This is a genomic window from Paraburkholderia xenovorans, assembly GCF_046030735.1.
Lineage (GTDB): Bacteria > Pseudomonadota > Gammaproteobacteria > Burkholderiales > Burkholderiaceae > Paraburkholderia > Paraburkholderia xenovorans_A.
In genome coordinates this window covers 1-12,092 of the sequence record NZ_JAQQBV010000043.1, presented here as the reverse complement: position 1 = coordinate 12,092, position 12,092 = coordinate 1, and the positions used below count along the sequence as shown (strand labels likewise).

The following is a 12,092-nucleotide window of genomic DNA, read 5'->3' as shown; positions in this document are numbered from 1 at the left end:
TTGAAAGTTGCTCCGCGCAGACTGTAACAAGCTGTAAAGACTACAAATTTGCGGAACCGCAGGCGATTCACCTGTCTAAAAGGCCACCTGCGAGCAATGTCCGCGCAACGCTTCACATTCGGTGGAGCTTCACGACAGCAGGGCAGTTAGACAAGGAGCACGTATGAACACTAGAAATATCCAGACCTTCCTGATGGTTTCGGCCGCATTCTTCGCGATGAGCGCGCCGGTGCGCTCTAACGCAGGCAGTGCAGGGGCGCTGTCCAATGCCATCACCCGTCCGGCGCAGGTCGCGCCGGCTCGTATTGCGGTAGAGCGCGTCGAGCAGTCGGCCACTGGCGACGCAGACCAGAATTCGTGACGCGCTGCTAATGCAGCGTGTCGGTTGAAACCCGCCGTAGCTGGAATTCCGGCCGCGGCCCAAAGCGACAAAGGGCGGGAATCGTTAAGATTCCCGCCCTTTTTTATCGATACCTCCTGGATCCTGCGCGGCTGTTCAGCCGTTCGTCATACCTTGTCCTGCACCACGCCGCGGCGAATCTGATCCAGTTCGATGGATTCGAACAACGCTTTGAAGTTGCCCTCGCCGAACCCTTGATTGCCCTTGCGCTGAATGATCTCGAAGAAGATCGGCCCGATCTGGTTTTCGGTGAAGATCTGCAGCAGCAGGTCGTCCGACGCGCCGTCGATCAGGATCTTGCGCTTCCTGAGCTCATCGAGCGGTTCGCCGTGATTCGGCACGCGGCGGTCCACCAGCTCGTAGTAAGTGTCGATCGTATCGAGCAGCGAAATGTTCGCCGCACGCAATCCGTCCACGGTGCGGTAGATGTCGTCGCTGCCGAGCGCGATGTGCTGGATGCCTTCGCCGCGATACGCGTCGAGATATTCCTGAATCTGGCCGGCCGTCTCCGAACCTTCCTCGTTGATCGGAATGCGGATCTTGCCGCACGGCGAGGTCATCGCCTTCGACTTCACGCCCGTCACCTTGCCTTCGATGTCGAAGTAGCGCACTTCGCGGAAATTGAACAACCGCTCGTAGAACTCCGCCCATTCCTGCATGCGGCCGCGGTGGACGTTGTGCGTCAGGTGGTCGATATAGGTGAGGCCGTGGCCGACCGGATTCGGCTCGGCACCGGGAATCGGTTCGAAGTCGACGTCGTAGATATCGATGTTGCCGATGCTATTCGGCTCCGCGCCGTTCTTGCCGCGCCAGCGGTCGACGAAATAGATCAGCGAGTCGCCGATACCCTTGATCGCCGGGATGTTCAATTCCATCGGGCCGGTTTTGTTGTCGAAGCCCCAGGCGCCTTTTTCCAGCGCCTGCTTGTAGGCCTTGGCGGCGTCCTGCACGCGAAACGCGATCGCGCAGATCGACGGGCCGTGCAGACGGGTGAAGCGCTGCGCGAACGAATCCTGCTCGCCGTTCACGATGAAATTGATTTCGCCCTGGCGATAAAGCGTCACGTCTTTATGACGATGCCGCGCGACCGCGGTGAATCCCATCTGCTCGAACAGTTTGCCCAGCGCCTTCGGGTCCGGCGCGGTGTATTCGATGAACTCGAAACCGTCGGTGCCGACGGGGTTTTCCCACGTTGAAACGCGCATTGCCTGTCTCCTGTTTGCTGTGTCCCGTTTGCGCTGGCGCTATGTGCGGTTAGGCGCGAATGAATGACGCAAGTGTATAGGCGGGATTGCAGCGAAAACTTGCGAACTTAATCGTGCAGCCGTACTCTGGCGCTACTTTCAGGCGCAATAAGCGAAACAGGCGGCAGAAAATGGCCAAAATCGAGATAGACGCCATCGACAGGCGCATTCTGGCAATCCTCCAGGAGAACGGCCGGCTTTCGAATCAGGAGATCGCGGAGCGGGTGAATCTATCGCCTAGCCCGTGTCTGCGCCGCATTCGTCGGCTGGAGGAGAGTGGGATGATTCGCGGCTACGTCGCGTTGCTCGATGCCCAACGGCTTGGACTCGACCTGCTCGCGTACGTGAACGTGCGGCTGGAGAAGCGCGGCGGTTCGGCGCTGACGCCGCGCGGCGACGCCACTCACGCGGACCTGTTCCGCGCGGCAGTGCAGACGTGGCCGGAAGTAGTCGCGTGTCACGCGATGACCGGCGATATGGACTACCTGCTGCGTGTGCAGGTGGAGGACATGGCGCATTTTTCGCGCTTCGTGCAGGATCAACTGCTGCACCATCCGTCGGTGGTCGACGTGAAGACGAGCTTCGCGCTCGAGACTTTCAAGGAAACGACTGCGCTGCCGATTTTTTAGGCGCCAGGTGTCGGAAGTCCGAGCGATCTGGCAGAGCGAACGGCGCACCAAACAAAAAGGGCAGCCAGAAGGCCGCCCTTTTTGTTGCGGCTGACGCGCAGCCGTATCAGGCCGCGGCCGCAGCCGGCATAAACGATTCGAACAACTTCGACGCCTGGCGGGCCTGACGCTTCATCGCATAGTCGAACACAGCCGCTTGCTCCTGCAGCATTTCGGCGATGATGCTCGACTGATCCGCCGGCGAAAGCGTCAGATAAGCATCGGCTTCGCCGTACGCGTACTCGATCTTCATACCCGCTTTCTTCGCGATATGCATCATGGTCGAGTTGCGCGACAGGCAGTGCATATACAGGGTCGTGACGTGCGTATTGCGGCTGCGGATGGCGGCGCGCTCGAACAGCTTCGAGCCGATGCCCTGACCGCGGACGCTTTCCAGCACCGACACGCCGAATTCAGCCGTGCGCTTATCGCCTTCGGCCGGCAGATAAGCCAGATGACCGACGCCGGTGAGTTGCAACTGGTTGTCGAACACGCCGAAGACGGTGTCGCGCGTGAAATCGATCGCACGGACGTAGTTTTCGATCACGTGGTTCGGCACGATCTGGCCGAAGCGCAGCAGGCGGTCGTCTTCGCCGAGCGCGAGGAAGTGAGTGAGAAGGCGTTCCCGATCGATTGCGGTGAGTTCGCGGACCAGCGCCGATGTACGACCGGCAGGCAACGACACGTGATCGTGCGTGACGATCGGATCGGCGGCGCGGGAGGTAATCAGGTTCATGGTCAGGTTCTCCGTGTAATCGAGCGGCGTGGTGCACCGCAAAAAAGATTTTACCGGAAAGACCGATCGATCACTAGGGAAAACCCGTACATCAATTTGAGGCAAATGCCTAAAAGACTTGCGACCTATTTTTATGTTATTGATTTGTAACGAGAATTAAATTGAACGAGCGTTCATGGCAAGCTGTCGCACCAAGCTAGCTATGCAACGTGAATATTGCTGCCCTGCGCAATCAGGAGGCAGCGGCGCTCAATCCATGATCCACCATGCCGACCACCTGTTCGGCGAATTCCCGATAACCCATGCGGCCGTCCGGCTTGAGCCACGTAAAGGTCCAGTTGATCATGCCGAACACCATCATCGTGAGGGCGGTCTGGTTTTCGCGGGTAGCGCGCTCCGGGTAGGCACGCGCCAGTTGCCGTGCAAACGCGGCGACTACGTCCCGCTGACGGTTCAGTATCACCTCACGCTGGGTGTCGACCAGATACTTCACGTCGTTCAGCAGCGCGACATGCCGGCTATGCGACGTCTCGTATTCGGACAGGAACGCCCGGATCAGTTCGGCGAAGGTTTCCCGCTCCGTCAATCCACGCCGCTGGCTCGCCCCTTCCACCTCGGCGATGATCAGCATCAGCCGCTTCGTGTAACGGTCCAGCAGATCGAACAGGATCGCCTCCTTGCTCGCGTAGTAGTGGTACAGGCGCGCCTTCGAGGTGCCGCTGGCGGCGGCGAGATCGGCCATCGACGTACTCGGATAGCTGGTCTGCGCGAATTTCGCGGCTGCCAGTTCGAGAATCTGATCGCGCTGCGTTTCGTGGTCGGGAGAGCGGGTGCGGGCCATAGTCGTTTGTTCTATTAGTTTGGACAGGGCGTGAGTGTCGCGCACAACTCCAGCGTGCGCCATGCGCTGGCGTCGCCGCGCAGCTTGATGCGCCGGGTTGCGGCCAGTTCGCGCAAACGCCACAACACCACGGTGTCGGTGACCAGAAAGCCCAGTTCGGCGCTCATCAGTTCGGCTGCGACGTGCGCGGCGGGCTGCCACGCCTCCGTGGCGAGATCGAGGATCAGCGCGTCGAGGTCCGCGAAGCTGCCGCTCGTAAAGGTATTGTCGCGCCACCGACGCGTCTCGCCGTTCGCGTGCTTCACCTCCTGCCATTCGAGCGCGAGGCGGCTGATGCGCAGCACCGAAATCGGCGCGGCGTCCGGCAAACGGCCCTTCAGTACATCCGGCGCGAACATGCCGACCGACGTCGCGCGATCCTTGCGGCTGTGTGCCCACGCGCCCGGATCGGTGAGGTCGCGAATCGACAGCCGCACTTCGTTCAGTCGCTGCGGGCTGTTGCGCACGTGATAGCAGACCCGGCGCAGCATCAACTGATCGGCCGCACTTTCGCCGTGCCAGACCACCAGATTTGCGTCGTCGTGGGTGAGCTTGTCGAGTGAGGCGGCCTGCTCGCGGAATTCGCGCAGGAAATCCCGCTTCGTGTCCGCGCTGACCCGCTCCCAGAAGTCGGCTCGCACGTCGGGCGTGTCGTCGACGCCGCGCAGCGGACCGACCGCCAGATCGTCGCGCAGCGCGTAGACGCGATCGTCGCGGCCCGCCTCCTGAAGCGCGGTGCGCAGGGAGTCGGCGGCGACATCGCCATTGGTGAGGTGGATCGTGCTCATGGGCAGTGGCTTAAGGGGTAGCGGGTGATGCGATTCCCGCAATGACAAAAGGGGCCGCTCGGCGATCGGCACGGTCGTGCGATCGCGAGCGGCCCCTAGTGTAAGCGGATCGCGGACGTCCCGAAAGCGCCGGAACCTTTCGCGGCGGCTGCGCGCCACGCAGACAATCAGCGTTCGTCGTAACTCACCACCACACGGTCGCTGATCGGATGGCATTGGCAGGTGAGCACGAAACCATCGCGGATTTCGTGTTCTTCCAGCGTGTAGTTCTTCTCCATCTTCACCTCGCCCTCGAGCACCTTCGCGCGACAAGTGCAGCAGACGCCGCCCTTGCACGCATAAGGCAGCGCGAGGCCGGCCCGCAAGCCGACATCGAGCACGCTCACGCCCTGGTAGGGGAGACGCAGCTTGCGCTTTTTCCCGTCCAGCACGATTTCCAGATCGGCGGCCGGGGTGTCGTCGGTGATGTCGACCGGCGGCACGCCCGCTTGCGGCAACGGCGAGCCGAAGCGCTCCACGTGCACTTTCGCGGACGGCACGCCGGCGGCTTTCAGCGCTGCTTCGGCGGCGTCCATCATCGGCGCGGGGCCGCAGATGAACGCTTCGTCGATTGCGTCGGCGGGCATCAGATTCTCGATGAAGGCCGCGCACTTCTGCTGATCGAGCACGCCGTTGAACAGCTCGACGTCCTGCAAGTCGTCGGACAGCACGTGGTACAGCACGAAGCGGTTCATGAAGCGGTTCTTCAGATCTTCGAGCTCTTCCGCGAACATGATCTGATCGACGCTGCGGTTGCCGTAGACGAGCGTGAACGTGCTGCGCGGCTCGATCTCCAAGGTCGTCTTGATGATCGCGAGCACCGGCGTAATGCCCGAGCCGCCCGAAAACGCGATGTATTGCTGACCCTGCTCCGCGTTCAGGTGGGTGAAGAAACGGCCGTCGGGCGTCATCACGTCGATGGTGTGGCCCGGCTGCAGCGTGTCGAACGCGAAGTTGGAAAAACGCCCGCCGCGCACGCGCTTGATGCCGATGCGCAGCTCGCCGTCGCGGTCGTAATCGGTGACGCCGACGCAGATCGAATACGAACGGCGTGTTTCCTCGCCGTCGATATGCGTTTTCAGCGTGACGAACTGGCCCTGTGTGAAACGATAGTGGTCGCGCAGCTCGACCGGGACTTCGAACGCGACCGAGACCGCGTCGGCGGTTTCGGGTCGCACTTCGCGGATACGCAGCGGATGGAATTGCGGGGTAGCCATATCAGTATGGTTTGAAGTAGTCGAAGGGTTCGCGGCAGTCGATGCAGCGGTACAGCGCCTTGCAGGCAGTCGAGCCGAACTGCGCGAGACGCTCTGTGTGGGCCGAGCCGCAACGCGGACACGACGGCGCCGGCAGCGCGCGCGGCACGAAGCGCATCACTTTTTCCTGCGACGGCGACACTGCCGTCGCGCTGCCGCAGTTGCCCGTGGGCGGCGCGATGCCGTAAGCGCGCAGCTTGTCGCGCGCTTCGTCGGTCATCCAGTCGGTGGTCCACGCGGGTGCGAGTACGGTGGCGATGCGATACGGCTTCAATTCGGCGGCATCGAGTGCATGGCCGACGTCTTCGGCGATCTGCGACATGGCCGGACAGCCGGAATAAGTCGGCGTGATCACGACTTCGAGCGTGCCGTCGGCGGCGCGGCGCACGTCGCGCAGAATGCCTAGCTCGCGAATCGACACCACCGGAATCTCCGGGTCGGGCACCGCTTCGAGCACCGCCCACGCACGCTGGAGCGTGGCGTCGGCGTCGGCGGCGGTGGCGGCGGTGGCGTGCAGGGCTGTCGAGGTCGTCATCGTCGAATTCCGTCGAATGAATGCCGGTTGGCGCTCACCAGGTGGCGCCGGGATGCTGGCGCGCGAGGCTCTGCATTTGCGCCAGCACGAAGCCCATATGCTCCGAGTGCTCGCCGTGCTTGCCGGTCGTGATGTGCTTGACGGCTTCGGGCAGCGTCAGCGTGGCTTCGTCGAGCGTCGCGCGCACGTCGTTGAGCCATTCGGCTTCCAGCTCCGACGTCACGGGTCCGATGCCGGCCGCCGCAATCGCTTCTTCCACCGGATCCGCGCTGAAAAATTCGCGCGTGTACGGCAGCAGATAGTCGAGCGCGGCCTGCGCGCGGCGGTGCGATTCGTCGGTGCCGTCGCCGAAGCGGATCAGCCATTCGCGCGCGTGGTGCACGTGGTAGCTGGTTTCCTTGATCGACTTCGACGCAATCGCCGCCAGTTGCTCGTCTTTCGACGCGGTGAGCGCCGTCCAAAGATGCGCCATCAACGTCGAGTAGAGGAAATTGCGCACGATCGTGACCGCGTAGTCCTTCCCGGCTTGCGCCGTGCCGGCGAGCGGCCCGTAGTGCGGCAACTCGGCCAGCGTGTAGTTCGCGAACTCGCGCTCGGCGCGGAAGTACGCGTAATCGTCTTCCGTGCGGGTGTTGCCGGTGAGTTGCCGTTCCAGATCGGCCGCGTGGGTGTACAGCAAACGCGCCTGGCCGATCAGATCGAGACTCATGTTCGACAGCGCGATGTCCTCTTCGAGGACCGGGCCGTGGCCGCACCACTCGGCGTTGCGCTGACCGAGGATCAGCGCGGTGTCCGCGAGGCGCAGCACGTATTGCAGATGTTGAGGCGTGATAGTCATGGCCGCGCTTACATGTGGTTGACTTCGTCGGGGAGCGTGTAGAACGTCGGATGGCGGTAGATCTTGTCGCCGGCCGGTTCGAACAGCTCCGCCTTGTCTTCCGGCGCGGACGCCGTAATCGCCGACGACGGCACCACCCAGATGCTCACGCCTTCCTGGCGGCGCGTGTAGACGTCACGCGCCATGCGCAGCGCCATCGGCGCGTCGGCGGCGTGCAGGCTGCCGCAGTGTTTATGGTCGAGTCCCTGCTTGCTGCGCACGAAGACTTCCCAAATCGGCCATTCCTTGTTCATGCTGATCTCCTGATGCTTTGCTTGACGTGTCGCCGGCCGTTCAGGCGGCTTGCTGTTGCGCGCGCTGACGCTGTTTTTCGGCATGGGCGAGGGCGGCTTCGCGGACCCACGCGCCTTCGTCATGCGCTTTCACCCGGGTCGCGAGCCGCTCGCGGTTGCACGGGCCGTCGCCGTTCACGACGCGCCAGAATTCTTCCCAGTCGATGTCGCCGTAGTCGTAGTGGCCGCGTGCTTCGTTCCATTTGAGGTCCGCATCCGGCAGCGTGACGCCGAGCACCTTGGCCTGGTCGACGGTGGCGTCGACGAATTTCTGGCGCAGGTCGTCGTTCGAAATACGCTTGATGCCCCATTTCGACGACTGATTGCTATGGATCGAGTCTTTGTCGCTCGGGCCGAACATCATCAGCACCGGCCACCACCAGCGGTTCACTGCCTGCTGCACCAGTTCGCGTTGCGCCTCGGTGCCGGCCATCATCGACATCAGCGCGTCGAATCCCTGGCGCTGATGGAACGACTCTTCCTTGCAGATGCGGATCATCGCGCGGGCATACGGGCCATACGTGCAGCGGCACAGCGGAATCTGGTTCATGATCGCGGCGCCGTCCACCAGCCAGCCGATCACGCCGACGTCCGCCCAGGTGGGCGTCGGGTAGTTGAAGATGCTCGAATATTTGGCCTTGCCGGAATGCAGCGCCGCGATCAGCTGGTCGCGCGACACGCCGAGCGTTTCGGCCGCGCTATATAGATAGAGACCGTGGCCGGCTTCGTCCTGTACCTTGGCCAGCAGGATTGCCTTGCGCTTCAGGCTCGGCGCGCGGGAAATCCAGTTGCCTTCCGGCAGCATGCCGACGATTTCCGAATGCGCGTGCTGCGAAATCTGACGTACGAGGGTCTTGCGGTAGGCCTCGGGCATCCAGTCTTGCGCCTCGATCTTGCCGTCGGCGTTCATGACCGCGTCGAATCGGGCCTGCTCGGGCGTACCGGCTGCCGGATCGAGCGGGGCGACATTGCCGGGGATATCCAGGGATTGCGTGTACATGGGGACGCTCTCAGCGGAAGTTGTCTGTGTCTGCGAAGTATAAACCAACCGACCGGTCGGTTAATAAATTTTTTGAGATGAGCCGCGCCGACGATAGGCGTTGTCGCGATAGATCGGAGGTCGGCTGAGTGGGATGGGTCGGCGCGTTTCGCCGCCAAGGCCGCCCGTTGCCCACGCATAACCTATAAAATTACGGATTGGCCGCGATTTGTGGCCTTCATGCATCCCCCGGTACTCATGTTACGTCTAAGCGAAATCAAACTCCCGCTCGATCATCCCGAGAGCGCCCTGGAGGCGGCTGTGCGTGCGCGCCTTGCGGAACTCGGCGTGGCCGCGGACGGGCTCGTCCGCTACACCGTGTTTCGCCGTGCGCACGACGCGCGCAAGCGTGCCGACATCAAGCTCACCTATATCGTCGATGTCGAAGTGACGGACGAAGCGGGCGTGCTCAAGCGGCTCGCCGACGTACCGCATTGCGGCGTGACGCCGGACATGGCGTACAAATTCGTCGCGAAGGCACCGGCGCAGCTCACCGCGTTGCGGCCGGTCGTGATCGGTATGGGGCCGTGCGGACTGTTCGCCGGACTGATCCTCGCGCAGATGGGTTTCCGCCCGATCATCCTCGAGCGTGGCAAGGCCGTACGCGAGCGTACGAAAGACACCTTCGGCCTGTGGCGCAAGTCGGTGCTGAATCCGGAGTCGAACGTGCAGTTCGGCGAAGGCGGCGCGGGTACGTTCTCGGACGGCAAGCTGTACAGCCAGATCAAGGACCCGAAACACTATGGCCGCAAGGTGCTCGACGAATTCGTGCGGGCCGGCGCGCCGGAAGACATCCTTTATTTGAGCCGGCCGCATATCGGTACGTTTCGCCTCGTCAGCATGGTCGAGAAGATGCGCGCGACGATCCACGAACTGGGCGGCGAAGTCCGGTTCGAAACGCGCGTCGAAGATATCGAAATCGACAACGGCAAAGTGCGCGGCCTCAAGCTCTCGACCGGCGAGACTTTGCGCTGTGACCACGTGGTGCTGGCGGTCGGCCATAGTGCGCGCGATACCTTCGAGATGCTGCACGATCGTGGCGTCTACATTGAAGCGAAGCCGTTTTCGCTGGGGTTCCGGATCGAGCATCCGCAGGGTTTGATCGATCGCAGCCGTTTCGGCAAGTTCGCAGGGCACAAGCAACTGGGCGCGGCCGACTATAAGGTCGTGCATCACTGCAGCAACGGGCGCGCGGTCTACAGTTTCTGTATGTGTCCGGGCGGCACGGTGGTGGCCGCGACTTCGGAGCCGGGGCGCGTGGTGACCAACGGGATGAGCCAGTATTCGCGCGCGGAACGCAACGCAAACGCGGGCATCGTAGTGGGCATCACGCCGGACGATTACCCGGGCGGCCCGCTCGCCGGTATCGCGTTCCAGCGTAAATGGGAAGAGCGCGCTTTCGAGCTGGGCGGCGGCAACTATATGGCGCCGGGGCAACTGGTGGGCGATTTCATCGCCGGCCGGCCGTCTACTTCGCTGGGTTCGGTGGTGCCGTCCTACAAACCAGGCGTTCATCCGACCGACCTCAGCACGGCGTTACCCGACTACGTGATCGAGGCGATCCGTGAAGCATTGCCGCAAATGGACAAGAAGATCGCCGGCTTTGCGATGCACGATGCAGTGTTGACGGGCGTCGAGACGCGTACGTCGTCGCCGATCCGGGTGCGTCGCCGGGACGATTATCAGAGTATGAACGTCGAGGGCCTTTATCCGGCGGGCGAAGGCGCAGGTTATGCAGGCGGGATTTATTCGGCCGCGATCGACGGGATCGAAGTCGCCGAAGCGCTTGCATTGAACATGACAGGCGCGCCGTCAGCCTGAGGCGGCGCAGTGCGATGCGATCGCCGTCGGCGGTCGTGGCGATCGGGCACAATGCACGTTTCGCTTCGAACCGACCTCCCGAATGACCATTCGCACCCTGGCTGCCGCATGTGGCGCGGCATTGCTGTGTCAATTTGCTGTTTCTCCTATTGTTTTCGCTGCCGATGCGCCGGCCCATTGGGTTGCCGCGTGGGCGACGGCGTTGCAGCCGATCCCGCAACGGGCGGATTTGCCACCGTTGTACCGTGCGCCGGAGGTGGCTGGGCGTACGGTGCGTCAGATCATCTACCCGACGTTGTCGGGAAAATCCGCGCGAATCCACCTCAGCAATGAATATGGCAAGACGCCGCTCGTCATCGACGACCTGCGCATTGCCCGCTCGGCGGGCGGCGCGGCGGCTGTGGGTAACGGCGCGCGGGTGACGTTCGGTGGGAAAAGTGGCGTCAATCTGCCGGCCGGCGCGGAGCTGGATAGCGACCCGATTGCCGTCGATATCGCCGAAGGCGCACCCTATGCGATCAGTGCTTTCATGGGGCCGGAGCAGAAGATCGTCGCGTGGCATCGCGTCTCGAATCAGGTGAATTACGTTTCCGCGCCGGGCAACCATTCGGCCGATGCTTCCGCCGAAGCATTTCGCGGCCGTTTTACGCAATATGTCTGGGTAACGGGATTATCGGTTGATGCGCCGTCGTCGGCGGCGATCGCGGCGATTGGCGACTCGATCACCGACGGCATGCGCTCCAGCCTTAACCAGAACAAGCGTTGGCCCGATGCGCTGGCTCGCCGACTCGCCGGCTCCGGCGATCGAGCGACGGCGATCGTCAATCTCGGTATCAGCGGCAACCGTCTGCTGAGCGACTCGCCGTGTTACGGGGATGCGCTCGCCGGACGCTTCCAGCGCGACGTGCTTGAGCGCCCGGGCATCAAGACGGCGATTCTGCTGATCGGCATCAACGACATCAACTTTGCGGCGATGCCGGCCCGCACTGGTCTTGATTGCGATTTCCCGCACACTTCGGTGACCGCGGCCGACCTGATTGCCGGCTACCAGCGGGTGATTGCCGCCGCGCGGCATCGCGGCGTGAAAGTGTTCGGCGCGACGCTGACGCCGGCGTCGCTACCGGCGTCGCGCGAAAGCACCCGGCTCGCGGTGAATCAATGGATCCGGACGAGTCACGCCTTTGATGGCGTCGTGGATTTCGACGCCGCGCTGCGCGACCCGGCGCAGCCGGACCGTCTGCAGCGAGCGTTCGATAGCGGCGATCACATTCATCCGAGCGACGCTGGATACGGTGCAATGGCGGTAGCCGTCCCGATGGAAGCCGTAGTGAATTCCACCCGAAAGTGAAGCGTCGGAAAAATATTCTGGCCCCAACTCTTGCCAGAAGGTGGGGGTTCACCTACTATTCGCCTCCTCGTTTGCGAACGAGGGCCGCGGCGGAAACCAGCGGCGAGGCGTCGACAAGGTTTTAAGCGAAAGCGAAAAAATGTTGTTGACGAACCGAAAAAGAGCCTT

13 protein-coding genes are annotated in these 12,092 nt (G+C 62.6%); 4 read left to right on the top strand and 9 right to left on the bottom strand.

Features of this window, described 5'->3' with window-relative positions; genetic code table 11:
- Positions 1 to 163 precede the first annotated feature (163 nt).
- Entirely contained in the window at positions 164 to 361 is a 198-nt protein-coding gene (locus PQQ51_RS29910) for a hypothetical protein (RefSeq protein WP_408500807.1), read from the top strand.
- Positions 362 to 507: 146 nt separating this feature from the next.
- Here PQQ51_RS29910 and hppD read toward each other — a convergent pair whose 3' ends face one another.
- The gene (gene hppD / locus PQQ51_RS29905; protein ID WP_408500806.1) at positions 508 to 1,605 is read right to left on the bottom strand and encodes a 4-hydroxyphenylpyruvate dioxygenase; all 1,098 of its coding nucleotides are present in this window, start codon (positions 1,603 to 1,605) and stop codon (positions 508 to 510) included.
- A 170-nt stretch (positions 1,606 to 1,775) separates the two neighbouring features.
- Here hppD and PQQ51_RS29900 point away from each other — a divergent pair, with 170 nt between their 5' ends.
- A complete protein-coding gene (locus PQQ51_RS29900) occupies positions 1,776 to 2,273 on the top strand; it encodes an Lrp/AsnC family transcriptional regulator (protein ID WP_408500805.1) in 498 nt (165 codons plus the stop codon).
- Positions 2,274 to 2,379: 106 nt separating this feature from the next.
- On the opposite strand, the gene PQQ51_RS29895 is transcribed toward PQQ51_RS29900, so the two are convergent.
- The 8 genes from PQQ51_RS29895 to paaA form a co-directional block, all read right to left on the bottom strand.
- A complete protein-coding gene (locus tag PQQ51_RS29895; RefSeq protein WP_408500804.1) occupies positions 2,380 to 3,048 on the bottom strand; it encodes a GNAT family N-acetyltransferase in 669 nt (222 codons plus the stop codon).
- A 232-nt stretch (positions 3,049 to 3,280) separates the two neighbouring features.
- On the bottom strand, positions 3,281 to 3,889 hold the full coding sequence (locus PQQ51_RS29890; RefSeq protein ID WP_408500803.1) for a TetR/AcrR family transcriptional regulator: 609 nt from the start codon (positions 3,887 to 3,889) through the stop codon (positions 3,281 to 3,283).
- 14 nt (positions 3,890 to 3,903) lie between these two features.
- Positions 3,904 to 4,716: a DUF1835 domain-containing protein gene (locus tag PQQ51_RS29885; RefSeq protein WP_408500802.1), complete on the bottom strand. Its 813-nt coding sequence runs from the start codon at positions 4,714 to 4,716 to the stop codon at positions 3,904 to 3,906.
- Between the two features lie 167 nt (positions 4,717 to 4,883).
- Positions 4,884 to 5,972: a 1,2-phenylacetyl-CoA epoxidase subunit PaaE gene (paaE, locus tag PQQ51_RS29880; RefSeq protein ID WP_408500801.1), complete on the bottom strand. Its 1,089-nt coding sequence runs from the start codon at positions 5,970 to 5,972 to the stop codon at positions 4,884 to 4,886.
- 1 nt (position 5,973) lies between these two features.
- Positions 5,974 to 6,546 (bottom strand): 1,2-phenylacetyl-CoA epoxidase subunit PaaD, encoded by a 573-nt coding sequence (gene paaD, locus PQQ51_RS29875; protein WP_408500800.1) that lies wholly within the window; start codon positions 6,544 to 6,546, stop codon positions 5,974 to 5,976.
- A gap of 34 nt (positions 6,547 to 6,580) precedes the next feature.
- The gene (gene paaC / locus PQQ51_RS29870) at positions 6,581 to 7,384 is read right to left on the bottom strand and encodes a 1,2-phenylacetyl-CoA epoxidase subunit PaaC (protein ID WP_408500799.1); all 804 of its coding nucleotides are present in this window, start codon (positions 7,382 to 7,384) and stop codon (positions 6,581 to 6,583) included.
- A gap of 8 nt (positions 7,385 to 7,392) precedes the next feature.
- Positions 7,393 to 7,677 (bottom strand): 1,2-phenylacetyl-CoA epoxidase subunit PaaB, encoded by a 285-nt coding sequence (paaB, locus tag PQQ51_RS29865; RefSeq protein ID WP_007179854.1) that lies wholly within the window; start codon positions 7,675 to 7,677, stop codon positions 7,393 to 7,395.
- Positions 7,678 to 7,717: 40 nt separating this feature from the next.
- Entirely contained in the window at positions 7,718 to 8,716 is a 999-nt protein-coding gene (paaA, locus tag PQQ51_RS29860; RefSeq protein WP_408500798.1) for a 1,2-phenylacetyl-CoA epoxidase subunit PaaA, read from the bottom strand.
- 237 nt (positions 8,717 to 8,953) lie between these two features.
- On the opposite strand from paaA, the gene PQQ51_RS29855 reads away from it, so the two are divergent.
- The gene (locus PQQ51_RS29855) at positions 8,954 to 10,576 is read left to right on the top strand and encodes an NAD(P)/FAD-dependent oxidoreductase (RefSeq protein WP_408500797.1); all 1,623 of its coding nucleotides are present in this window, start codon (positions 8,954 to 8,956) and stop codon (positions 10,574 to 10,576) included.
- An 82-nt stretch (positions 10,577 to 10,658) separates the two neighbouring features.
- On the top strand, positions 10,659 to 11,924 hold the full coding sequence (locus PQQ51_RS29850) for an SGNH/GDSL hydrolase family protein (protein ID WP_408500796.1): 1,266 nt from the start codon (positions 10,659 to 10,661) through the stop codon (positions 11,922 to 11,924).
- Positions 11,925 to 12,092 lie beyond the last annotated feature (168 nt).